Origin of the sequence: Mucilaginibacter pineti, from assembly GCF_900101875.1 — a bacterium.
In the GTDB taxonomy this organism is placed as follows: Bacteria; Bacteroidota; Bacteroidia; order Sphingobacteriales; family Sphingobacteriaceae; genus Mucilaginibacter; species Mucilaginibacter pineti.
Genome location: NZ_FNAI01000028.1, coordinates 1 through 21,183, shown reverse-complemented (window position 1 = coordinate 21,183; position 21,183 = coordinate 1). Strand labels below are relative to the sequence as shown.

Sequence of the window (21,183 nt, the reverse complement as noted above, 5' to 3'; positions counted from 1 at the left end):
CCATATTGCCGGAAAGTTGGATCGATGAGTTGCAAAAAGTCCTTTATTTTCACATCTGGAACGATACCATCCATGAAGTGAGGCTGATCTGCTCTTTTGATCTTACCAGTATGGACATAGACCGGTTCATTGTCGGCATTGAAAAACTTGCTGAAAGGTCTTTGTAAAGCGAATAGATTTACTGCTGGTTTTTGTACATTTATAAAATGCTGGCATTAACTAAAGGAAATTACTTAGGTGCGGTACACGGTAAGGTAGCTGCGAACGGAGTTTTGATCGGCCTAACGGAATACAGTGGTGACCTTAATTACAGCCCTATGCATTACCACGAGAATCCGCACCTAAGTTTTGTGCTGAACGGGACGATGTCGGTACGTAGAAAGGGACTGTCAGGGACAAGCCAGGCGCTGGAAGCCTGTTCTTTCATGCGCGCCGGTGAGGCTCATCAAAATTTCCTGCATAGCACAAAAGGGAAAAACATCAACCTGGAACTTGAACCAGACTTTTTCCGCAGCTATGGCCTGAACGAATCCCAGCTTACACCGCAAACGGTAAAAGATCATCCAGGCACCTCCGTGCTAATGCTCAGGCTTTATAAAGAGCTGATGATTGGGGATGAATCATTGAATGATAGTATACATATGCTGTTGCTTTCAATAGCTAATGACTGGAAAAGCGATAATACCGACGCTGCACCTCTTTGGGTAAATATGGTTCGTGAACTGCTGCATGATAACTGGAACAAGGCCATTTCCCTGAACGATATTGCACTTGCTGCTAACGTCCACCCGGTAACGGTATCTAAATATTTTACCCGCTATTTCGGCACAACTTTCGGAGAGTACCGCCGCAAACTGAAAGTGGAGCGGGCGGCCGTGATGATCGGTTCTTCAACGCTAACTTTAACAGAGATCAGTTATGCCTGCGGCTTTTTTGACCAGAGCCATTTTATACGGGCCTTTAAATCGTCGACCCATTTATTACCCTTGGAACTCCGTAAAATTTAAATGGCGCTAAGTCTGTCCTATTTCACCAAGGTCAGGCTGTCTAATTTGGCCCTATGAAAAGATCGCTTTTAATTTTCTACTCTTTGATATGCTTTGTGCTGCCAAATATGGTAAGCGCACAACAACTGCCGGACTCATTGAACACAAAGATCGATGCTATATTATCCCGCTGGAAAAGTACCCAACCTGGTTGTGCGGTATCTATCGTCTTGGGGGATAATGCCGTTTACAGTAAGGGTGCTGGCCTGGCGAATGTAGAAAACAATATTCCGATCACACCGGAAACGGTATTTACTTTAGCTTCGGTTTCAAAAGAGTTTACCGGCTACGCAATAACGCTGCTGGCTAAAGAAGGAAAGGTTTCACTGGATGATGATATCCATAAATATCTGCCCTGGCTGGCTGATTTCAAACACAAAATTACCATAGGGAACCTGTTGCATCATACCAGCGGCTTACGTGACCACCTGTACCTGTTAAATTTCACGGGTTTCCCGATGGACGGCATTCTTACGCAGGAACTGGCACTGAACATTATCAAAAAAGAAAAGACCCTTGACTTTATACCGAGCGAAAAATTCTATTACTGCAATGCCAATTACGTCCTGTTGGCAGAGATCATTGAAAAGGTGACCGGAAAGCCTTATGCTGCTTTCGCGGATTCCGCGATCTTTAAGCCGTTGGGTATGCACCATACCAGGATTCAGCAGACTCCCTATGAGGTTATAAAAAATCATGCAGAGCCTTACAGCGATGATAAAGGGCACATCACCACATTCCCGTTGATCTATTATGAACATGGTGACGGCGGGGTATTGAGTTCTGCCGGTGACCTGGCTAAATGGGCAAGGAATTTTTATGATCCGAAACCCGGTAACTTGGTTGATATCGCCGGCTACACCGCACCGGGAAAACTGAATAACGGCCAGCCCACGGATTACGGGTCAGGTATTTTTTCCAATATACACCGGGGCCAAAGGCGACTGATGCATAAAGGCGGCATAGCAGGTTATAAGAACTTCGTTGCTGTTTATCCTGACCTAAAGACCGGTATCGTAATCCTCACAAACGCCGATGACGGCCCGAAAACAACAGCAACTATGGAGGACTTGGCTGCCTTGTTGGTGCCGCAAGGCAAACTGGTCGATCCCGCTGCACAGCAGCCGTTAGTACCTATCACCATTCAGGATAGCCTTTCGGTGAAAAAGCTGGCCGGTGATTACGTGGCTCATAGCGGCGAAAAGATTCATTTAAACTGGAAAAAAGGGGCACTCTGCTTGGATAGTACAATACTCAAACCGGCGAAAGGGAATGTATGGTATGCTGAAAATAATCAAACCATTTATTATCATTTTGGCAACATTGAAAATCCTTTACAGGCAGAAATACCGGGGCCAAATCCCCCGGTCAGCTACCATAAAATAATAGCGGCCCCGAAAACGACATCAGCTTTGAAATCCTATTGCGGTACTTATACGACCGCTGAGGTTGATTACTCATTTACTATAAGCATTAAAAACGGAAAACTACAACTGACCAATCACCGTCACGGCTCAACTGATATTTCGCTTTATGGGCGTGATGACCTGTATCCCGGATTTTATTTCATCGATCACCTGGTCACCGTCAGGAATAAACGAGGGCAGATAACCGGCCTGGAACTGGCACGTGGCTTTACATCAAATTTAATTTTTCATAAAGCAAACAAATAGCAGGCGATTATTTAGTTATTACACCTGAGAGATAAAACTATAGCGCTTAGATTTCACTATTTTTAAAATCTGACACCTCTGTGCGTCCCTGCTGGGCAATACTTTTGACTTGCTGTAATGCTTTACTTAAACACTTTGCATCAATCTATAGTTGAAATGCAACTCACTGATAACCAAAGAAAGGGTTGCTCTTTGTTAAGAAATCCTCTGAGAATTTTTATACAGTCTCTTCTTGCGCGGATAACGATCGTAGGTTTAGAACAAATTTCTGCGATAGCAATCATCAAGGATATATACTATAAAAAATGAAGCAATAAAGAGTGAGTTATCATAATATGTTAAGTTGTAGGAATTTAACTGCGATGTAGATTTTTTTATGAAATGGCACAAACTGCTATGTTCATTATGTCAGCACAATATTGTCGTGATCCTGTGCAACGTTTTTAAAATCGGTTAGTCTTATAAGGACGTACAACTATTAACCATAAAATGCATGAAGATACCCGCACTCCTTATCTTTCTGTTGCTCATTGCAACATCGGATTATGCCCAAAACAGGGCTTTTGAAAAAAAAGTGAAGGAGGCAGCTGAAATTCTGCGATTACCCGGTTACATACTGGCTGTCGTAAAAAATGGGAAGGTCATCGAACGTTATATGGCCGGCTATTCAAACTTGGAAAAGAAAATACCGGTGCACAGCGATGCCCTTTTCATGATCGCTTCAGTTACCAAGACCATGACCGCCAACCTGATCATGCAATACGAACAGGAACACAAAGCCAGCCTGGATGATTATGTCTTAAATTACCGTTATGTAGACATTGGATTCGGCTGGCCTTATAATGTAGACCCCAATGCTAAGATCCGTCATCTCTTATCGCAAACCTCTGAGGACGGCCCGGGAAATTCTTTCGTATACATGGCTCTCGCTTCAACTATATGTACGGCATTTTTGAAAAGGCAGGCGGGCATAAGGCCGATGTGGATGCCTACCAGTTAGAGCTTCAAAAAAAGATACTGACCCCGTTGGATATGAACAATACGATCTTTGGCTTCCCAAAGAGTCGCAAGGATAGCCTGTTCTGCCATATCGCCACGCCATACCTGTATGATCAGGTAAATAAGCGCTTTACCGAGGACACAGCTAACTATGCCCGGTGGACACGCGCCTTTCCTTCGGGCGGGTTGCTTTCAACAGTAGACGATCTTGTCAAATACACCAACAGTTATGATCAGAAAAAACTGATCACCCAGGCCAGTTATGATAAAGTGACTTCGCCCACTGTCCTGAACGATGGCTCGCTCAGCCCATACGGTCTGGGATGGTTCAGCGAAACCTTCGCAGGTAAAAAAATCCATTGGCACTATGGCCAGGCAGAATCCTACGCCGCGTTGTTCATCCGTGTCCCGGAAATTTGTTATACCTTCATCTTTCTTTCCAATGCCAACGGACCGTCCGATGCGCTTCGCCTGGGCTCCGGAGGTATCTGGGAATCTCCTTTTGCGGCGGCTTTCCTGAGACATTACGTATTTACCAAAGACCCAAAGGCGCAGCAGCAACTATCACTTGAAGAAAATATAGGTAAAGCTTTGTTCCTGCGATACGCCGGTAAAAAAGATGAAGCCCGGCAGCTCATCGATCAGATCGCAAAATCCAGCCCCGAAAGGTTCAACCTGTATGACCCGGGGCTCATTTACCTGCTGACCGATCTACAGGGTAATCCGGTGCTGATTGACCAGCTCGCTGAAGCCTACAGCGCCCAAAAGCATGTACAGCCCTATGTATTGGCCGATCTGGCGCATTATTATGAAAAGCAGGAACGGGCAGAGCGGGCACTTCAATTTTACCGCGAGTTGGCCGATGCCAAAGGTTTTGAGTTATGGCAGCTTTCTGCCGACGCCGCGCGTAAATCCGGGCAACTATTGGCAAAGGGCGGTAAAGTAGCAGAAGCGCGCCAATATTACTGGAAAGCGGTCAATGATATGAAGATCCAGTGGGCTGATGACAATGCCATCCGGGCAGTCATCAGTGAAATGAATGCAGCAACCGTAAAATGAGCGATATGAATCTATCTCCGCGCAGAACTGCCGTACAGCTCGCTGCCGGCACTTCCATATTCCTGCTTGGTTCAAACCCAACTTTGAATGCGGTTGCAATGATCTGTACATTTGACTTAATAGAACATCACGAAGATGGAGAGGCCCGGATATAGCGTCTTATTGAGGAAAAATGTGTTATTGAACTAAATCAACAGAAAATTGATTACGCAATAGAACTATTAAATGATTATCCAGAAATCAGTGAACAGCCGGACAGATAGATTTAAGCCTTTCTTCTACCAAATTCAATAGTTAAAACAGTAGTAAAGGTTCTTTATAAATTAACCAATTCATCCAGCTGAAAGTGTAATTCTTATCCTTTAAATATTTAATCCAATTTGATAGTTTAACAAATTCAGGTGCTTGGGCTTTGACAATACCTCTAATTAACTTTTTAAACCGGGGATCGTCCTTACTATTGACCGATTTTGAAACCTTTTTTAATCTGTCGAAATCTATCGGTAGGTTAAAATCAGCGAGTGAAAGTTCTGCCGCTTTTGCACCGGCAACTAAAAAACTTTCAATTGCAGGGCTAATTTGAATGATATAATGATGGTTGGTTTGATGTTTATGCAAGAATAGATTTTCAAATTGGTGAATCAGATTAAACTCCTTTAAATAGTCCACTGTTTATCCTTATCAATAATACCCAAGGCAAAACTGTCTCTAAATTTCGCTTTCATTACAGCAGTAACTGTACCACATCCTTTTTGGTGATTGTAGCCTTTTTGAGGGAGAACTAACGTTTCGATAAGATTGGTATCAATACTGGTAAACCAAAGTTTATTTTATCAAGCACAGCGCAGGCGACCCAACGCTCATCAGTTACGCGGGCCACGGGTGCGAAACCCATTCCTGTCGTTCGGCAGATCATATCAAGGATAGCCGGTATAGCTGTTATCGCGCTGATTTTAATTACGCTTTCGGATGGATCTTCGTATCTATACTCACGATGCTGGCTTTTACGTGCTAAAGATAATATTTTGCATTTGTTAATTAACAAAACATTATGGATCATTAAATTAGTGCAGTTTAACTCAATAGAGATATTTTTAACTATTATGAGCTTAAATTCACTTTCTGGCACCATTATGGGAATAACTGGGCAGTAATAGCCATGAGAAAAAAAATTTTAGTATTAGATGACGATAACGGCATCCTGGATGTTATATCCTATGTATTAGAGGATGCCGGATATATGGTTCAAACCTTATCGTCGTGTGAACTATATTACAGGAAATCAGGAAGTTTCACCCAGATCTGGTATTAATGGATATTATGATGGCCGAAATGGACGGACGCCTGATTTGTCGCGATCTTAAAAGTAATTCGGAAACAGAATTTTTGCCGGTTATTCTGATTTCGGCAACCCACAACGTTGCTGATACTTTGAAGCAATCAGGAGCCCCGAACGACTTTATTGCCAAGCCATTTGATATTGAAACTTTAGTAAGTAAAGTTAACGAACAATTGGTCACATAAGAAAGTGATTAACGAAAAAACTGTTTTTAAAATTCACCGTTATTCTCAAATTAAGCACTAAAAATTTATAAGGCAACTACGGATCAAAAACGTAGTGAAAAATTTTGTACCAGAACAATCAAATGAATTGGCTTAAGGAAAACCATTTCATCAAAACCATTGAAAGGTGATATGTCGGATAGACCAAAGTAAAGGCAGCCCTTTGTTAGATTAGAGTTTAATTACTGAATTAAATTTCAAACCAGTTGTGTTTTTTAACGATCTTTTAAAACCCAAACCGAAACAGAACCGGCGTTAACCTTAAATTCCGCCCAGCCGTTATCATCGACAACGATCTCCTCATTAACTTTACGAAGTTTGTCAATAAATACCCGGCCGGCAAATTGTTGCCCGATCTCCATGTGTTTATTGCCCGCATCGCCATTGGACAGGACGACAGCGCAACCGGAATTTTCGTGTTCATCATCTCCGGCCATGGTCCAGCCGACGCAATTGGGGTGATCAAAATAATCGCGTTGCTGGCCATAAGCAAGGTGCTTCCTGACATAAAGCAAGGCTTCCAGTTCGCCGACTTTTTTCAGGGTAACTTTATGGTCTTCGCCATCACCGCCTTTATCCTCATACTTAGAACCGTAAAGGTCCGTATAAAACAGGCAGGGATAGCCGGCTTCCCGCAAGAGGATCAGCGCATAGGCTAATGGCCTGAACCAGGCTTGTACCGGTTGTTCCAGTGATTGCAGCGGTTGGGTGTCATGGTTTTCAACCAGCGTTACTGCCAGCCCCGGATTGGCCTGAACCAGGGTGCCATCGAATATAGTACACAGGTCATAATTATTACCTTCATTGGAAGCTTTGTGAAAGTTACCTTGCAGCGGCGCGTCAAATAAAGATAAGCGGCCCCCGGTGACGGCAATATAATCCAGCATCGGTTGTAAATTATAAGGTTCCCAATACTCGCCTACCGTAAAAAATTCATGCCCGAGTTCTGCCCGTAAGTAATCGAGCCATTCGTTGAAAAATGTAGGGTCCATGTGTTTGATTGCATCTAAACGAAAACCGTTAAAACCGACGGTCTCATAATACCATTTACCCCAGCGTTTCAGTTCCTCCCGCACGTTCGGGTTGCGGAAATCAATATCGCAAAGCATCAGAAAGTCATAGTTGCCATTTTCATCGGACATAACCTGCTGCCAGCCATCACCGGATTCATTTTGGATACTAAAGATGGCGGTCTCTTCTGTACGGGCATCATAATCCACACCGGTAAAGCACTGGTAATCCCAGATAAATTGCGAGTATTGACCCTGGCGGCCGGGGAAGGTAAATTTGGTAAAAGCTTCGATCTCATAGGGTTCGCTGATAAATTCGTTCCGGTTTTCAGGGTTGACCTTTCTTACCGTAATGGTTTCCTTTTCATCGGCGCCACCCATATGATCCAGCACCACATCGGCATACACTTTCAGGCCGGCAGCCTTAGCGGCAGCCACAGCGTCAATCAGTTCCTGTTTGGTACCGTATTTGGTGGCGACCGAACCTTTCTGATCGAATTCGCCCAAGTCATAGATATCATAAACATCATAACCATTTGCCTGGTTTCCCGCCATGCCTTTATGCGCAGGCGGCAGCCATACTGTATCGATACCGATATTTTTAAGGCGTTCGGACTCGGCTTTGAAATGGTTCCACAGACTGCCGTCTGCCGGGTAATACCATTCAAAAAATTGGAGCATCGTAAAGTTTTCCATGGGGTAACTGCAAAAAAAATAAGGTTGCGATTGGGCAACCTTATTTCAGTGGTATTGTTTGTTGAATCAGAAAATTATTCAGCAACGGCCCCTGCGTTCACTAAGCTTTCGGCTAATGTGGTCAGCGCTTCGTCGGTCGCTTTCTCATTATCCAAAGTTTGCTGTAACAGGTCAGCCACCTCCTGATGCCCCATTGCTGCTGCCAAAGTACGCAGGCCGCCATAAGTTGCGATCTCGTAATGCTCTACTTTTTGAGCAGCCAGGATCAATCCGCAATCACGGATCATCGTGCCTTTTTCGGTATCCTCAATAATACCGTTGCCTTCTTCAAGCAGGCCGGCCATCGCATCGCATTTTTTAGCGGCCGCTTTTTCGCCCAATAGTTCAAAAGCTTTTTCCAGGGTTGCGATATGCGTTTCGGTTTCAGCCGTATGTTTATCAAATGCAGCCGCCAGTTCCGGACTGGTGGCAGCTTTCTTCATTTTTGGTAATGCTTTTACCAGGTGTTTTTCGGCCCAGTAAATATCTTTTAGTTCATCTACGAAAAATTCATGAAACTCTGAAGGTTCCATTTTTCCGGTTTTGCTTTTTGCTTTAGTTGCCATGTTCTTCGTTTTTTATAGGTAAATAATTTGTTGATTGATGTTGCCGGTTATACAGCCGAACGCCCTCTGATCAGGTTAAATATGATCATGATCACAGCGATAACCAATAAAATATGGATCAGGCCGCTGGCGGCGTATGCAAATGTTCCAATAGCCCAGCCTATAATCAGGATAACGGCTATGATATAAAGTATTGAGTTCATAGTATTTGAAATTGATGTATCATATAAAGCGCATTAGGAACTTTATGTTTTATTTGATACCATATTTTTTCAATAATTTTATGGTCCCCTTTAAAACTTTTTTAACGTAATCTACTTTTTACTGAAATAATTACTGTCAGGAATGACAGCCTGATCATGTCCAAACTATCCGAAAGATTATTAACTTTTAACGCGGGCCTGCTGCCCGATATGCTTCAGCTAAAATATGAAGCCATGACCGAAAACCCTTTCCGGTTCTTCCGTGGAACCTGCCATTTGTTCTTTGAAGACCTCGCGGCAGCCCTGCCGATGCCGCTTTCCCCCCTGACCTGGATCTGCGGCGACCTGCATATAGAGAACTTTGGCAGTTATTTAGGCGATAACAAGCTGGTCTATTTTGACCTGAATGACTTTGACGAAAGCGTCCTCGCGCCAGCCAGCTTTGAAGTGGCCCGGATGCTGAGCAGCATTTATGTCGCTTTTGACGCGCTGAAATTTGATGAAGGAAAGTCGGATAAAATGGCGGCACTTTTCTTAAAAACTTACACAGAACGGTTAGCCACCGGGAAAGCGGTCAGTATCGAGCCGAGAACAGCTAAAGGGATCGTTTGTGATTTTTTAATGAATGCAGCAAAAAGCAAAGAAACCGATGTGATCAAAAAACGCACGGTTAGCAAAAAGAAAAAGATCATGTTGTCGCTGGAAGACGAGCGGCATTTTAAGGTGGAAAAAGGTTTGAGGAAAGCATTGGCGGCGCAGATTCAGGAATGGATCGGCACAAGCAGTGACGGACCTTACAACTATAAAGTTAAAGGAGTGGTTTTCCGTTTGGCGGGTACCGGCAGTATCGGTGTAAAGCGTTACCTGTTCCTGCTGAAGAGCACCAATACGAAGAATAAATACCTGCTTTTGGATATGAAGCAGGCCCGCAGTTCATCGGTACTGCCGTACACCGAAGTGCAGCAACTGGCCTGGGAAACAGAGGCCGACCGAGTTTTGGCGGTACAAAAACGCATGCAATATGTTTCCGCATCGTTATTAAGTACAACCATTTTTCAGGATGAGTCTTATATTATACAGGAATTACAGCCGGTTAAGGATACCCTGAAATTTAAGCTATTGAAAGATGAATATCGTGACCTGTACCAGGTGATCGATGACATGGCCACGCTGACCGCTTCGGCCCAGCTGCGCAGCGGTGGTATCCAGGGATCGTCCATTATTGACGACCTCGTTGCTTACGGAAAATCAGCCGACTGGCAGGAGCCAATGCTTGCCTATTGCAAAAGCTACGCGGCCAAAGTACAAAAGGACTACCGCCAGTATTTGCGGGACTTTAAACACGGTGTATTTAATCCGGAAACGGCCAAACTTTCCACCGAACAGCCCGTTAGTTAAACAGATGGAATCAACAGTTACCCTTTATCCATACCAGGAACAAGCGTTATCGCAGATATTCGAAAGATTCGGGCAAAACAACGCTGACCAGCGGCTGTTATTTCAACTGCCCACCGGTGGCGGCAAGACCATGATCTTTTCGGAAATTAGCCGCCGCTACCTGGGTATTCATAACCAAAAAGTGATCGTGCTGACGCACCGGGTAGAGCTGTGTAACCAGACCTCTGCAACCTTAAAAAAGCTGGGCATCAAAAACAGGATCATCAACAGCGCGGTAAAACATGTCGCTCCGGACGACCGCTATGCCTGTTATGTCGCCATGGTGGAAACCTTAAATAACCGTATTGAATCAGGGGACATAGACATTACCGGTGTTGGTTTAGTGATCATCGATGAAGCCCATCATAATTCCTTTCAAAAATTGCTGGAAAAGTTCAGCGATGCGGCTATTATAGGCGTGACCGCTACACCCTTGAGTTCGGACAGCACAGCACCGCTTAATCATCACTATCAGCAACTGATCACCGGCGAAAGCATTGAAAAGCTGATCGCGGACGGCTTCCTGGCTAAGCCTACGGTGTGGCGGTATGATGTGGAGATCAGCAGCCTGCAGACTGGGGCAGGCGATTTCACGGTCAGCACATCCGATGAGTTATATTCGTCACCAGCCATGCTGGATCTGCTGAAGCACGCTTATGAAGCACATGCCAAAGGCAAAAAAACTTTGATCTTTAATAACGGCATCTTCACTTCCAAAAACGTCTGCCAGTTTTTTAACGATGCCGGTTACCCGACCAAACACCTGGATAACCAGACACCGCCCGCTGAACGCGCGGAGGTCCTGCAATGGTTCAAAAAAACAAAAGGCGCTATCCTGACGTCGGTATCAATCCTGACCACCGGCTTTGATGAACCGACTATACAGGCGGTGATCCTGAACAGGGCCACTACCTCGCTAACCTTATATCACCAGATGATCGGTCGCGGCTCGCGCCGCCTGCCGCAAAAGAAAACATTTACCATCATTGACCTGGGTAATAATACCGAACGGTTTGGCGACTGGCAGCAGCCGGTCGACTGGCAGGAGATCTTTGATCATCCGGAAGCTTACCAGGCCATGCTGAACGCGATGCTGGAAAACCATGTCCACGCGTTGCCGCCCGGCACCCGCACCAAATTCCCGAACAGCCTGGAGATCACTTTTGATGTGCAGGAAGCGCATAAGCGGGCTGTAGAAAACAACAAGAAGCCAAAGACCGTCATCCGTGAATCACTTCGCCAGCACGTGATCATGTGCGTGGAAAATGCGGGAACTATTCCGGAAGCGCTGGAACTGACTGTAGAACTGGATAAAGAGATCGCCTGGCGGGTAAAACAGTATGCCAAATGCTTAGGCCACGTCACCGCGAATTACAAGGAATGGCTGATCGAAGATTATAAAACCAAGTTGAATATACTGGTGCAAAAGATGATGAGAAGAAAAGAAATGAAGATGACCGGCTGATCATTGATCGCTCACTATCGCTGCTTTTTTGCGCTGTTTGTTCACGCTGTGTCCTTTCAGGAAATTATAGGCGATACCCAATCCCATGTACTGGCCGGTCCGGCTGCTGTTCGTCCCATCATAAAAGCAATAACCTTGTGAAACCGAAACCTGAATATTCTCAGAGACATTAAAGTTGATACTGTTACAGATCTCTGTCATCAATGCCTGTTTTGCGCCAAATACATAGCCAGCGCCCAGGCAAAGCGATTCGGCAAATCTGCCTTTGGAAAACACGTTGATGGTTGGCCGGAACTCAAGATAAGCTACTGTATCACGCCCCGCGGTCTTCAGCCTGCCGGCTGCCAGGCCGATATCAAAGATGCCATAGGCCCGGCCAAATTCCAGTACCGGCGAAAAACGGTCGCCAACCCCGCCCTTGGTATTGACAAACACGTTCGTGTTGAAAGAAGCATAGTAATAACGCGGCTCTTTGTTTTCTTTAGAAGTGTCCGATTCCATTACGGTATCCTTGCCGGCAGTTTTTGGTTTTTCGTGGCCCACAATTGCGCGGGATATGGCCGGCACGACGGAAGGCTTTTGTCCAAAGGCAACAGCGGCAAATAAAGACACAAAAACTCCTGTAAAAAATAGTTTCATCGGGGAAGAGATAAACAATGATAATGAATTAAATTATATTTATAACTTAAATCATTGCTCATAATGAAAAAGAAAACGAAAGATACTCCTACCGAATTGCGTTCCTCCTTAGATTTTACCAAGACCTGGACGGACCACGTAACGGTATTCCTCATAGATACATTAGGCAGCATGCGCTTCCTGATATGCTGCGCGCTCTTTTTTTGTCTCTGGATCTTATGGAATATTCATTTTGTGTCGTTTTTAAAGCCCTTTGATCCATTTCCTTTTCCTATACTGGAAATGAGTGTCTCCATATTCGCCATCATCCTTTCCGTATCGGTGCTGATCAACCAAAACCGTCAAAGCAGGATCGAAACGATCCGCAGCCAGGTGGAATTTGAAGTGAATGTGAGGGCCGAGGAAGAAGTGACCCGTATCCTTGCGATGGTGCATGAAATTCACCAACACCTCGGGCTGAGGTCAGTGCATGACGAACAGATCGATGAGATGAAGGAATCGACCGATCTTAAAAAGATCCAGCGTACCGTTGGCCGCCAGGAGGAAAAATAGGGGATTGAAAACAATTAGGCTGATTACTTCTTTCCTATAAGAATTAATCAACCCTATATGGCTTCAAAAAAAAACTTTTTCGAACGATTCTCCAACTGGGCAACCGCCGCTACCGGCAGTTCGGCCGCCTTCATCATAGCAGCAGCAACCGTAGTGATATGGGCAGTAACAGGCCCGCTGTTTAATTATTCCGAAACCTGGCAGCTGGTAATCAATACCGGCACTACCATTGTAACTTTCCTCATGGTTTTCCTGATACAAAAATCACAAAATAAAGATTCTAAGGCGATCCATTTAAAGCTCAACGAACTATTGGCTTCACATGAAGGTACCAGCAATCGCATGGTTGATATTGAGGATTTGACCGAAGCGGAACTTGACCACCTGCATAAGTTTTACAAGCAATTATCAGACCTTGCGGAGAAGGAAGACGACATTACCTGCACGCACTCCATAGATGCTGCCCAAGAAAATCAGCGCAATAAATCCAAACGTTACGTCATGAATAGCAATCCGGGCATAAAACAAAATACAACCACAAAATCATAATACAATGAACGACGAGGAATTCAGGGAGGCTTACCAGCCCCTGCACGTGCCGGCACATTACGATCCGGCCGATACTTTACAAAACAGAGTGGCGTTCGCCCTGGCGCAAACCGGCGAAGGGACAGCGGCGGAAGTCGCCCAAAAAATGGAAGAACTGGAGCCCTCCACACCTCAGAAACAAGTGATTGCTGCCGTTCACGAGATTAACGGCGTTGGAAGCGAAAGGCCTGATCTCCGTTGCAGAAGACCAGGGTGACCTGCGTTATAACCTGCACAAGATTACTCAGGTAAATGATGGCAGTGTCGATCCGGCAAAGCTGGCGCCAGGATTAGATTGATAAAGAGGCAATACCATCAGGCATAATGGTTCTAAGCCCATTAGCAGTTAATAATTTTTTATGAAATATGAATGAGCCAACTCTGCAAGTAGCGTCGAAATGTTGTGGTCTCATCCTTATAATACTATTAAGACAGGAAATTTGAACGCCTGATCCGTTCATTCGTTATCTCTGTTAACCTTATACGTAATGCGATGATAGCGGTGGAAACGGCAATATATTCAACGGAATCTCTTGAAAGTTGTAAAAGCTGTTCGTTAAAAGCCAGGATCTCATTTTTGATGTCCGCTTTTTGCCGGCGGAGTATTTCGTCCGATAGCATAGGCACTAATATTCGATCTGCCACATCTGTGGAGAATCCCGGTACTCATTCAGTTTTTCGATAATTTCTTCTACTTCCGCACCGGAGAGGTCATCATGGCCATCCGCCGTATAGGTAAATAACTTCCCCGGCTGTTCAAAAGTAATATAACCCAGATACCTGGGTTCTTCTTTTCTTTGAGGCCCGCTAAGCTTTTCGATGTTCACCCGTCCGGCGTCAGCGGCTGGTAATTCCAGTTGATATACGCTGTAAGTGTAAGTCAGTACCGGATGCCCATCCACATGGGCCTCACTATCGGGTATGATCATCAGCGGAGACCGGTCGCCTATCGTCATTTGAATTGGTTTCATAAAAAGATTCTTAGTAAGTACTTCTATAACAATGATGAACCATTGACTGTTTAGCTTTATAAAAAAAAAGCCTTTTTAATCACTCATTAATAAACAGGAGCAGGTATATTCCATTCGTGCTGTCACTTCCCAAGAGACCGATTGCCTCTCTGGCAGATTTTAGTTGATCATTGCTATTTCTTCTTCCAATGGATAGTCAATTGCTGGTTCCCTTGTACCCGGTAGGCGATGTGACCATCTTTACGGCGGTGACCTTTAAGGGCCTCGTTACCGGCGGTAACGGTCAGGACGGGTAAAGGACTGCCGGATGATTTAATGATCATTAAGTTACAAGCCAGCCGCGCGTCACCCCTTACCGCCAAATGGATGGTCCCACCTTTCCGGAAATGAATTTCCGCTGTTGGATACTCCACATAAACCATAAAGTCCTCGCCAGGCACTTTAAAATAATGCCTCGGCACGATGCCAAACGGGATGCCGGCACCGTAAACTTCCTGCCCTACGCTGCCTGACTTCGTCCACCCATCACCCATGTCCTCCAGCGGTATCCAAAGGTCGGGATCGATCTCGCCGGTCTTCACCTCGTCCGACAGCATCTCTTTCGGCAGGTTCGGCGGGAAGTAGTAAGCCCCCCGGTGCAGCAGGTAACGAATAAATTCGGCGGCTAACAAGGATATGGAAGCCGGGATATCTTCACCTTCTGCCAGGCGGAGGTATTCATGGAGGGCCGAAAATACTTCCTGTTCTTCATAAGCCGCGGTGTACGGCGCATCATTTAGCGGGAAAACACCAAAGAAAGTAGGGTAATATTTGCCGTAGCCATAATTGCAGTTCCACAGCTGCAGGTTTTTGACCATGCCGGCAAGGCACAGGTAACTTAGCTCCTTGTACACCTTTTCGCCGGTGATCTTCCACAGGCGCAATAAGGCGCCGGCGCTGAAGGCAGTGTTGTTGGCCTGGTAAAAAACATTCAGGCCGTTACCTTTCAATTTTTTGGCCGAGCGCTTGGCCTCGGTCAGATACTTCTCTTCTTTCGTCAGTTCCCAGGCCTGCAGCATCACATGGGCATAAAGGCCGGGTACATCTTTCTCGCCGCCCTTGCCCTCCGCGGTTTCGGCTTTGACAACCTCCAGCGTATCCATTTTATAAAACACGGGCCACTCATACTTAAAATGTTTAGCGACCTTAATGGCAAACCCGATCGAATCCAGGAATAACTTTTTGGCTGTTTTATCGCCGTCGAGGGCCATTCGGGATAGGTTCAGCAGGGGATGGTGCAGGTACCAGGCATCCATAACCATTGGCTGCAATTGCTCCTCTTCACCGTCTAGGTTTCCCTCGGACGCCGGGAGCCACCGTGAAATGGTGCCCAGCTTTTCATGGTAAAATGGCGGGAGGCCGTCCCTTAGCAGGCGGATCACCTCATGTTCCTGACCGGTCCATTTGCTGTGATCCAGCATTGGCAATAAGACAGCCAGTTGTACCATGATCTCGGGGGGCGTTTTGTAATCGCACACATACGCGTTCAGGTAAGGCTTGCCATTGACCTGGAACCAGCAGCCTTTATTGTCTATGATCGATGCCAAAGCTTTTTCGGCGATCTCCGGCCAATGATTGTAACTTGTTTCTGGGATGGGCAGTGCCAGATAAACATTCGCTACCAGGTCGAGATACTGCCGGGCCAGCTCAAATTCATCGCCTGGAATATCTGTGCTGAAGGCGACGTAAGCATCGGATAGGATGAATGTTTCGCCCGCAGGAAGGGGTTTATTTTTTGTCACCGGTAATGCCAGGCCAACCTCCGGCCAATTTCCGCCGACGATGTCACCGGCTGAAGTGCAGGTCGCATGGCAGTAGCTGCAAAGCGATGACAGATCCTGAAAATAGAAGACGGAACCGGTATCCGGAATGCTAAAAAACAGCTGGCCGGACCGTGAGCCCACCTGGCTGACGTGTACCTCCGCATGCGGGATCTTTACGCCATTGGGTTTCGGCAACGGCACAATATCCCGCGGCCAGAAAGGAAAAAGTGTTTCCCTTGCAGTTTTGAGTGTCGTGGTAAGACGCAGGGCCAGATTTCCTTCACCCGGAAAACCTATTTTTACCTGGTATTCCCCGAGCACGCACCGGATATTCCAGCTCAGTTGATCTCCCATCGCGCTTATTTCGCCCTGTAGGATATCGTTAGGGGAATAGGCAGCGCGAAACGCGAGCCGCTCGTTATTTTGGAACTGCGTCACCAGCCAGGCCGAATCTTTTGCCAGATAACACTTAAAGTTTAGATCCTGGAAAGACCGCTCGTACGCCACCGGCAGTTCTTTTTCAAATAAATATTGCGTATTAATCGTCCATGGAGAACTTGCATTCATAGCTACTAATAAGTTAAATGATCAACCCGCTTACCAAAGCAATTTTTAAACAAAAACCGCGTAGAAAATTCTTTGTTTTCATATTAAATAAATTTTTTAACCGAAAACATATTTGCCCGCTTGGGGGTTATTTATCATACATCACTTAAAAACGACCATTATGTTTCACCACGTCAAAGACTTACAATTCAACGCCAGGGTGTCCCGCCCTGATCCGCGTTTTGCCAACCTGCTTTTGGAGCAGTTCGGCGGGGAAAACGGCGAGCTTGCAGCCGCCATGCAGTATTTTACCCAGGCTTTCGGCGCTAAACAGCCGCACCCGGACAAATATGATATGCTGATGGATATCGCTACCGAAGAATTCTCGCACCTGGAGATCGTGGGGGCAACCATTCAGATGTTGTTAAAGGGTGTGAACGGCGAGCTGAAAGATGCCGCCGAACAAAGCGAGATCATGGTGGCCATGAATGGCAAAGCTGAAAAAGAAAGCGTAATTCACGCGGCACTATCAGCTAATCCGCAATTCCCGATCATTACCGGTGGCGGCCCGACACCAAGAAATAGCCAGGGTATTCCATGGTGTGCTTCCTATATCAATTCCAATGGTGACCTGACAGTCGACCTGCGCACCAACTTAGCTTCGGAATCCCGTGCTAAACTCGTTTACGAGCATCTGATGAAATTTACTGATGATCCGTATATCCACGAAACCCTGTCTTTCTTAATGACGCGGGAAGTGACCCACTATAAAATGTTTGAAGCGGCACTGAACAGTATCCAGCCTAATTTCCCTCCGGGCGTATTAGCAGCCGATCCGCGCTATTTGCAAAATGTCTATAACCTTTCCGATGGAACGGTTCGCGGTCCCTGGAATGAGGGCGAGATCAAAGGCATGGGCAAGGAATTTATCTATATCGAAAACCCGTTGCAGCAAGTGCAGGAGACCGAGGGCCAGACTAAGCTCCCGGAAGATTTTACAAAAGAATTAAAGGCTGCCGAAAAGCTGGATAAAGAAATGAGCGAGGTTAAAAGCGCAGAAGTAAAAAACGCGGAGCCTAAAGGCGTTTCCCAATGGAGCACTTACGATGGAAAATAATTTGCAGGAACTGAGCAGCAGTAATTACCAGCTTGCGCCAGGTGTCAGCGATATTACTGGTTGGCCGGTACACGATCAGCGCGGCCAGTTGGCCGGCAAAGTCGCCGAACTATTATTTGATCCGCAGGCAGGTCAGGTGCGTTACCTGGTCATTGCCTTACCGGACAGGCCCGAGAGTTTTGCCAAAAGTATTGTAATACCTGTTGGCTTAGCCGAGCGCGATACTGGTAGGGCTGCTGTAAGTTTGCCCGAAGTTACTGATGAGCAGATCGCTCAACTCCCCGCTTATACAGGGATAATGGGCTTTAGTGCGGAAATGGAACATACGACCAGGGGAATACTGGAAGGTCATAGCCAGGCCCCTTACGAGCATCCGCAATTCTACACACATCAACATTTTGACGAGGACCGTTTCTACCCGATGACCGATCTTTCGCAGGAATCTGTCGAAACCGCCGAAGCAAGGGCAGAACGCGCCAGTCGCATCGTTGCGCGCCTGGAGCACCACGATCAATTATCAAACGAAATAAAAGCATCAACAACACCTATGGAAATCTCTGAAAAAGCATTAGAAGTGATCAACGACCTGATCAAAATAAATAACGACCGCGCCGCCGGTTTTGAAAAAGCAGGTACTGACCTTGAAGGCGACGATAACGCCCTGATCCCGGTATTCGATAAATTAGCCGGTGAAAGCCAGCAATATGTAATCGAGCTGACTGATATCGCGCAGCAGTATGGCGGCGAGGCGGCTGAAGGCACCAGTACTTCCGGTGACCTGCACCGTGCCTGGATCGATATCAAGGCCGCATTTACCGGTCATGACCTGCTGGCCTTGCTGAACGAATGTGAGCGCGGGGAAGATGCTGCCAAATCAGCTTACCGTGACGCGCTTGATCCGGAAAACGAACTGAGCCCGGAACTGGCGCAGGTTTTAAGGATTCAGCAACAAGGAATCACGGAAGGCCATGACCTGATCAAGTCCTTACGTGACCAGGTGGGTACTGCAGACGATGACGCACAGGATGATCAGCTTGAAGAAACTGCTGAACCAGGTTTTCCGGTTAGCAGTAGCTCGGTAGATCCGGCAACTCAGGGCTTTGCAGCACAGCCGTCATTCGATGGCGCTGCGGGTGAATACGATAAAGCTGGTGCCTATGCGCCCGAACCGGAATCTATTGAACAGGAAGAAGCCTGGGAGGAAGCGCAAAGCAGCTCTACCGGCAATTCTAAGCTCATGGAATTTTTCGTCAACGAATTAAAGGATCTGTTATGGGCTGAACAAGAATTGAACGATACGCTGCCGGACATGGCAGAAGCGGCTACTTCGCAGGAACTGAAAAATGCGTTTACCAATCACCAGCTCGAAACCCAAACGCATATAACTCGTTTGGAACAAATATTCGGCATACTGGGATTAGAGCCGGAAACCACGAAATGTGACGCGATGGCGGGCATTGTTGATGAAGGCGATGAGATCATCAGTGACACGGAAGAAGGCACGGCTCAAAGAGATGTCGGCCTGATCTTCGCAGGTCAAAAAGCCGAGCATTATGAGATCGCTTCTTACGGTGGCATGATCAGCCTGGCTAAAACACTAGGCTACTATGAGATCGCCGAATTGTTGGTGTTGACCATTGATGAAGAAAAATCAGCGGATGCGCTCCTGACGGAGATAGCGGAAAATCACATTAATTATGAAGCCAGTACCGAACGGGCCGAAGATTAAAACTAATTTTTTAAATTTTGTTATAACAGCAAATCAATCAAAGACTTATGAAAAAGACAATTTTATTTTGTATCCCTGCTATGGCTTTAGGCTTACTGCAGGCTTGTTCAGGTAATAAAACGGCATCTACCTCGGATAGCACCGCGATGAAAACTGATAGCAGCACAACGACGGTAAAAACTGATTCTTCAGCGATGATGATGGCGGATACGACCTTTGCGGCTAAAGCAGCTGTTGGTGGCATGGCCGAGGTGGCCTTGGGCAAAATGGCCGTAGCCAAAGGTTCGGCTAAAGAAGTAAAAGATTTTGGTCAAATGATGACCATGGATCATGGAAAAGCTAATGCCGAACTGATGAGCATCGCTAAAGCCAAAAATATCATGCTGCCTGCCGGACTGGATGCGGAGCACCAGGCTAAAAGCGATAGCCTGAGTAAATTGAGCGGTAAGGATTTTGATATGGCTTACGTCAACGCGATGGTTGATGGTCATAAAAAGACATTAGCACTGATGCAATCAGAAGCGGCTAATGGGAAAGACGCAGAGTTGAAAGCTTTCGCCGCAAAGACCGCGCCGGTGGTGCAGATGCACCTGGATCATATCCTAAAGATCCAGACCAGCGTGAAATAAGAACTTTAATTGCTATAATTTTAAGATAGCCGCTTGTGAAAGCGGCTATTTTTTTAATAGCCGGCGCGTTCTGAGGTAACAATCCCAATGACCGACTTGGTACATGGATGTGCAAATGCCCGAACTGAACGGTTACGAGGCCACGCAGCAGATCCGGGAGCTTGAAAAACAAGGGCGGGTACCGAAGATATTTTACGAGTGATCAAAGCCAAAAATTTCACACAATTGAAAAAGTATTTCGCAATCAAAGTAAAAGAAGCGGACATTGCCACTTATTCTGATGATAGCAGCACAGCTGAGGACTGGAAAGAATTTACAGATTATTTATCAAAACCAGGCGCGCACTATACGCTCGATACAGCCAACTCTAAGCTATACGTCTTCGGCGATGGAAAACTCGTCACCTTATTGACACCCAACAGGCAATCGGCCTTGCGCATCTATGACCCAAAAGATAAGAGTGAATACCTGCTGCCACTGTATTTTTACCGCAAAAGTGCCGGTCAACCTTTGACTTTGATTCGTTAACTATGATGGCGACAGGAAGCAGCGCAGAGACAGGCCACCAGCCAACCATAACGGCTGCGTTAACCGCTGGCATATTTTTCACTCTGGTCATATATAGCACTTGTACAGAAGCAGATAGCGATGATGCGCTTTCAACCTTGGTTTGGGTATTCCCGGTCCTTTCTGTTTTAACATTAGGCTATGTGCTTACTTACCGCGATAAGTTGAGCCGCTTTTTGCTCGGCGTGTTTATCCTGATCAGTATTATTGGCTATTTGTATTTTGCATTTGTAAAAGGCATGGCAGCCGCATTTTCACATGGATGAAAAAACTTGAACTAAATACGC

At 46.1% G+C, this 21,183-nt stretch carries 28 protein-coding genes; 19 read left to right on the top strand and 9 right to left on the bottom strand.

Annotated features, from left to right (window positions below):
• The first annotated feature begins 5 nt into the window (after window positions 1-5).
• From BLS59_RS32145 to BLS59_RS31900, 6 genes are all read left to right on the top strand, one after another.
• The gene (locus tag BLS59_RS32145) at window positions 6-167 is read left to right on the top strand and encodes a hypothetical protein (protein ID WP_205411393.1); all 162 of its coding nucleotides are present in this window, start codon (window positions 6-8) and stop codon (window positions 165-167) included.
• Between the two features lie 39 nt (window positions 168-206).
• On the top strand, window positions 207-1,007 hold the full coding sequence (locus tag BLS59_RS30245) for a helix-turn-helix domain-containing protein (RefSeq protein WP_091157575.1): 801 nt from the start codon (window positions 207-209) through the stop codon (window positions 1,005-1,007).
• A gap of 53 nt (window positions 1,008-1,060) precedes the next feature.
• A complete protein-coding gene (locus BLS59_RS30240; RefSeq protein WP_091157573.1) occupies window positions 1,061-2,719 on the top strand; it encodes a serine hydrolase domain-containing protein in 1,659 nt (552 codons plus the stop codon).
• A gap of 493 nt (window positions 2,720-3,212) precedes the next feature.
• Entirely contained in the window at window positions 3,213-3,719 is a 507-nt protein-coding gene (locus BLS59_RS32590) for a serine hydrolase domain-containing protein (protein ID WP_091157570.1), read from the top strand.
• Window positions 3,659-4,777, top strand: a complete 1,119-nt coding sequence (locus tag BLS59_RS30230) for a serine hydrolase domain-containing protein (RefSeq protein ID WP_091157567.1) — start codon at window positions 3,659-3,661, stop codon at window positions 4,775-4,777. Before BLS59_RS32590 ends, BLS59_RS30230 begins: the two co-directional genes overlap by 61 nt.
• Window positions 4,778-4,782: 5 nt before the next feature.
• Entirely contained in the window at window positions 4,783-4,932 is a 150-nt protein-coding gene (locus BLS59_RS31900; RefSeq protein WP_162842819.1) for a hypothetical protein, read from the top strand.
• Window positions 4,933-5,071: 139 nt separating this feature from the next.
• Here the strand turns inward: BLS59_RS31900 and BLS59_RS30225 are convergent, their stop codons facing one another.
• Both BLS59_RS30225 and BLS59_RS32140 read right to left on the bottom strand, forming a co-directional pair.
• The gene (locus tag BLS59_RS30225) at window positions 5,072-5,446 is read right to left on the bottom strand and encodes a hypothetical protein (RefSeq protein ID WP_091157563.1); all 375 of its coding nucleotides are present in this window, start codon (window positions 5,444-5,446) and stop codon (window positions 5,072-5,074) included.
• Between the two features lie 112 nt (window positions 5,447-5,558).
• Entirely contained in the window at window positions 5,559-5,837 is a 279-nt protein-coding gene (locus BLS59_RS32140; RefSeq protein ID WP_205411392.1) for a hypothetical protein, read from the bottom strand.
• 99 nt (window positions 5,838-5,936) lie between these two features.
• Here BLS59_RS32140 and BLS59_RS31895 point away from each other — a divergent pair, with 99 nt between their 5' ends.
• Entirely contained in the window at window positions 5,937-6,089 is a 153-nt protein-coding gene (locus BLS59_RS31895) for a hypothetical protein (RefSeq protein WP_162842818.1), read from the top strand.
• A gap of 8 nt (window positions 6,090-6,097) precedes the next feature.
• Window positions 6,098-6,301 (top strand): response regulator, encoded by a 204-nt coding sequence (locus tag BLS59_RS30215; RefSeq protein ID WP_240315393.1) that lies wholly within the window; start codon window positions 6,098-6,100, stop codon window positions 6,299-6,301.
• 254 nt (window positions 6,302-6,555) lie between these two features.
• Here the strand turns inward: BLS59_RS30215 and BLS59_RS30210 are convergent, their stop codons facing one another.
• The 3 genes from BLS59_RS30210 to BLS59_RS31440 form a co-directional block, all read right to left on the bottom strand.
• Window positions 6,556-8,046, bottom strand: a complete 1,491-nt coding sequence (locus BLS59_RS30210; protein WP_091157556.1) for an alpha-amylase — start codon at window positions 8,044-8,046, stop codon at window positions 6,556-6,558.
• 74 nt (window positions 8,047-8,120) lie between these two features.
• Window positions 8,121-8,651 carry a YciE/YciF ferroxidase family protein gene (locus tag BLS59_RS30205; RefSeq protein WP_091157554.1) on the bottom strand — a complete coding sequence of 177 codons (531 nt, stop codon included), beginning with the start codon at window positions 8,649-8,651 and terminating at the stop codon, window positions 8,121-8,123.
• A 47-nt stretch (window positions 8,652-8,698) separates the two neighbouring features.
• Window positions 8,699-8,854, bottom strand: a complete 156-nt coding sequence (locus BLS59_RS31440) for a lmo0937 family membrane protein (protein ID WP_143014288.1) — start codon at window positions 8,852-8,854, stop codon at window positions 8,699-8,701.
• A gap of 156 nt (window positions 8,855-9,010) precedes the next feature.
• Here BLS59_RS31440 and BLS59_RS30200 point away from each other — a divergent pair, with 156 nt between their 5' ends.
• Entirely contained in the window at window positions 9,011-10,252 is a 1,242-nt protein-coding gene (locus BLS59_RS30200; protein WP_091157552.1) for a DUF2252 domain-containing protein, read from the top strand.
• A gap of 4 nt (window positions 10,253-10,256) precedes the next feature.
• Window positions 10,257-11,756, top strand: a complete 1,500-nt coding sequence (locus BLS59_RS30195) for a DEAD/DEAH box helicase (protein WP_091157550.1) — start codon at window positions 10,257-10,259, stop codon at window positions 11,754-11,756.
• Here the strand turns inward: BLS59_RS30195 and BLS59_RS30190 are convergent, their stop codons facing one another.
• Window positions 11,757-12,395 (bottom strand): hypothetical protein, encoded by a 639-nt coding sequence (locus BLS59_RS30190; RefSeq protein WP_091157547.1) that lies wholly within the window; start codon window positions 12,393-12,395, stop codon window positions 11,757-11,759.
• Window positions 12,396-12,491: 96 nt separating this feature from the next.
• On the opposite strand from BLS59_RS30190, the gene BLS59_RS30185 reads away from it, so the two are divergent.
• From BLS59_RS30185 to BLS59_RS30175, 3 genes are read left to right on the top strand one after another with little or no spacing between them, the layout of a single operon-like run.
• Window positions 12,492-12,947 carry a DUF1003 domain-containing protein gene (locus tag BLS59_RS30185; protein WP_162842817.1) on the top strand — a complete coding sequence of 152 codons (456 nt, stop codon included), beginning with the start codon at window positions 12,492-12,494 and terminating at the stop codon, window positions 12,945-12,947.
• Between the two features lie 57 nt (window positions 12,948-13,004).
• Window positions 13,005-13,496, top strand: coding sequence for a low affinity iron permease family protein (locus tag BLS59_RS30180; protein WP_091157543.1), 492 nt, complete (start codon window positions 13,005-13,007; stop codon window positions 13,494-13,496).
• A gap of 4 nt (window positions 13,497-13,500) precedes the next feature.
• Window positions 13,501-13,752, top strand: coding sequence for a hypothetical protein (locus BLS59_RS30175; protein ID WP_091157540.1), 252 nt, complete (start codon window positions 13,501-13,503; stop codon window positions 13,750-13,752).
• A 209-nt stretch (window positions 13,753-13,961) separates the two neighbouring features.
• Here the strand turns inward: BLS59_RS30175 and BLS59_RS32135 are convergent, their stop codons facing one another.
• From BLS59_RS32135 to BLS59_RS30160, 3 genes are all read right to left on the bottom strand, one after another.
• Window positions 13,962-14,180, bottom strand: coding sequence for a hypothetical protein (locus BLS59_RS32135; RefSeq protein WP_205411391.1), 219 nt, complete (start codon window positions 14,178-14,180; stop codon window positions 13,962-13,964).
• Complete coding sequence (locus BLS59_RS30165) at window positions 14,162-14,506, bottom strand: hypothetical protein (protein ID WP_143014287.1); 345 nt, start codon at window positions 14,504-14,506, stop codon at window positions 14,162-14,164. Before BLS59_RS30165 ends, BLS59_RS32135 begins: the two co-directional genes overlap by 19 nt.
• Window positions 14,507-14,679: 173 nt before the next feature.
• Window positions 14,680-16,875, bottom strand: coding sequence for a hypothetical protein (locus tag BLS59_RS30160; RefSeq protein ID WP_091157532.1), 2,196 nt, complete (start codon window positions 16,873-16,875; stop codon window positions 14,680-14,682).
• A 160-nt stretch (window positions 16,876-17,035) separates the two neighbouring features.
• Here BLS59_RS30160 and BLS59_RS30155 point away from each other — a divergent pair, with 160 nt between their 5' ends.
• The 6 genes from BLS59_RS30155 (at window position 17,036) to BLS59_RS30135 (ending at window position 21,162) form a co-directional block, all read left to right on the top strand.
• Window positions 17,036-17,971 carry a manganese catalase family protein gene (locus BLS59_RS30155; RefSeq protein WP_091157529.1) on the top strand — a complete coding sequence of 312 codons (936 nt, stop codon included), beginning with the start codon at window positions 17,036-17,038 and terminating at the stop codon, window positions 17,969-17,971.
• On the top strand, window positions 17,961-19,700 hold the full coding sequence (locus BLS59_RS32360) for a DUF892 family protein (RefSeq protein WP_091157526.1): 1,740 nt from the start codon (window positions 17,961-17,963) through the stop codon (window positions 19,698-19,700). Before BLS59_RS30155 ends, BLS59_RS32360 begins: the two co-directional genes overlap by 11 nt.
• Before the next feature lie 47 nt (window positions 19,701-19,747).
• Window positions 19,748-20,329, top strand: a complete 582-nt coding sequence (locus BLS59_RS30145; RefSeq protein ID WP_091157522.1) for a DUF4142 domain-containing protein — start codon at window positions 19,748-19,750, stop codon at window positions 20,327-20,329.
• A gap of 103 nt (window positions 20,330-20,432) precedes the next feature.
• Window positions 20,433-20,531 (top strand): response regulator, encoded by a 99-nt coding sequence (locus BLS59_RS31435; RefSeq protein ID WP_143014286.1) that lies wholly within the window; start codon window positions 20,433-20,435, stop codon window positions 20,529-20,531.
• A gap of 23 nt (window positions 20,532-20,554) precedes the next feature.
• Window positions 20,555-20,857 (top strand): hypothetical protein, encoded by a 303-nt coding sequence (locus BLS59_RS30140; protein ID WP_143014285.1) that lies wholly within the window; start codon window positions 20,555-20,557, stop codon window positions 20,855-20,857.
• A 2-nt stretch (window positions 20,858-20,859) separates the two neighbouring features.
• Window positions 20,860-21,162, top strand: coding sequence for a hypothetical protein (locus tag BLS59_RS30135; protein WP_091157515.1), 303 nt, complete (start codon window positions 20,860-20,862; stop codon window positions 21,160-21,162).
• Window positions 21,163-21,183: the final 21 nt, after the last annotated feature.

Coding starts and splice junctions, on each gene's coding strand:
- BLS59_RS30245 (WP_091157575.1), top strand. CDS start 207: ATGCTGGCATTAACTAAAGGAAATTACTTAGGTGCGGTACACGGTAAG.
- BLS59_RS30240 (WP_091157573.1), top strand. CDS start 1,061: ATGAAAAGATCGCTTTTAATTTTCTACTCTTTGATATGCTTTGTGCTG.
- BLS59_RS32590 (WP_091157570.1), top strand. CDS start 3,213: ATGAAGATACCCGCACTCCTTATCTTTCTGTTGCTCATTGCAACATCG.
- BLS59_RS30230 (WP_091157567.1), top strand. CDS start 3,659: ATGTACGGCATTTTTGAAAAGGCAGGCGGGCATAAGGCCGATGTGGAT.
- BLS59_RS31900 (WP_162842819.1), top strand. CDS start 4,783: ATGAATCTATCTCCGCGCAGAACTGCCGTACAGCTCGCTGCCGGCACT.
- BLS59_RS32140 (WP_205411392.1), bottom strand. CDS start 5,837: ATGATCCATAATGTTTTGTTAATTAACAAATGCAAAATATTATCTTTA.
- BLS59_RS31895 (WP_162842818.1), top strand. CDS start 5,937: ATGAGAAAAAAAATTTTAGTATTAGATGACGATAACGGCATCCTGGAT.
- BLS59_RS30215 (WP_240315393.1), top strand. CDS start 6,098: ATGATGGCCGAAATGGACGGACGCCTGATTTGTCGCGATCTTAAAAGT.
- BLS59_RS30210 (WP_091157556.1), bottom strand. CDS start 8,046: ATGGAAAACTTTACGATGCTCCAATTTTTTGAATGGTATTACCCGGCA.
- BLS59_RS30205 (WP_091157554.1), bottom strand. CDS start 8,651: ATGGCAACTAAAGCAAAAAGCAAAACCGGAAAAATGGAACCTTCAGAG.
- BLS59_RS31440 (WP_143014288.1), bottom strand. CDS start 8,854: ATGAACTCAATACTTTATATCATAGCCGTTATCCTGATTATAGGCTGG.
- BLS59_RS30200 (WP_091157552.1), top strand. CDS start 9,011: ATGTCCAAACTATCCGAAAGATTATTAACTTTTAACGCGGGCCTGCTG.
- BLS59_RS30195 (WP_091157550.1), top strand. CDS start 10,257: ATGGAATCAACAGTTACCCTTTATCCATACCAGGAACAAGCGTTATCG.
- BLS59_RS30190 (WP_091157547.1), bottom strand. CDS start 12,395: ATGAAACTATTTTTTACAGGAGTTTTTGTGTCTTTATTTGCCGCTGTT.
- BLS59_RS30180 (WP_091157543.1), top strand. CDS start 13,005: ATGGCTTCAAAAAAAAACTTTTTCGAACGATTCTCCAACTGGGCAACC.
- BLS59_RS30175 (WP_091157540.1), top strand. CDS start 13,501: ATGAACGACGAGGAATTCAGGGAGGCTTACCAGCCCCTGCACGTGCCG.
- BLS59_RS30165 (WP_143014287.1), bottom strand. CDS start 14,506: ATGAAACCAATTCAAATGACGATAGGCGACCGGTCTCCGCTGATGATC.
- BLS59_RS30160 (WP_091157532.1), bottom strand. CDS start 16,875: ATGAATGCAAGTTCTCCATGGACGATTAATACGCAATATTTATTTGAA.
- BLS59_RS30155 (WP_091157529.1), top strand. CDS start 17,036: ATGTTTCACCACGTCAAAGACTTACAATTCAACGCCAGGGTGTCCCGC.
- BLS59_RS32360 (WP_091157526.1), top strand. CDS start 17,961: ATGGAAAATAATTTGCAGGAACTGAGCAGCAGTAATTACCAGCTTGCG.
- BLS59_RS30145 (WP_091157522.1), top strand. CDS start 19,748: ATGAAAAAGACAATTTTATTTTGTATCCCTGCTATGGCTTTAGGCTTA.
- BLS59_RS31435 (WP_143014286.1), top strand. CDS start 20,433: ATGGATGTGCAAATGCCCGAACTGAACGGTTACGAGGCCACGCAGCAG.
- BLS59_RS30135 (WP_091157515.1), top strand. CDS start 20,860: ATGATGGCGACAGGAAGCAGCGCAGAGACAGGCCACCAGCCAACCATA.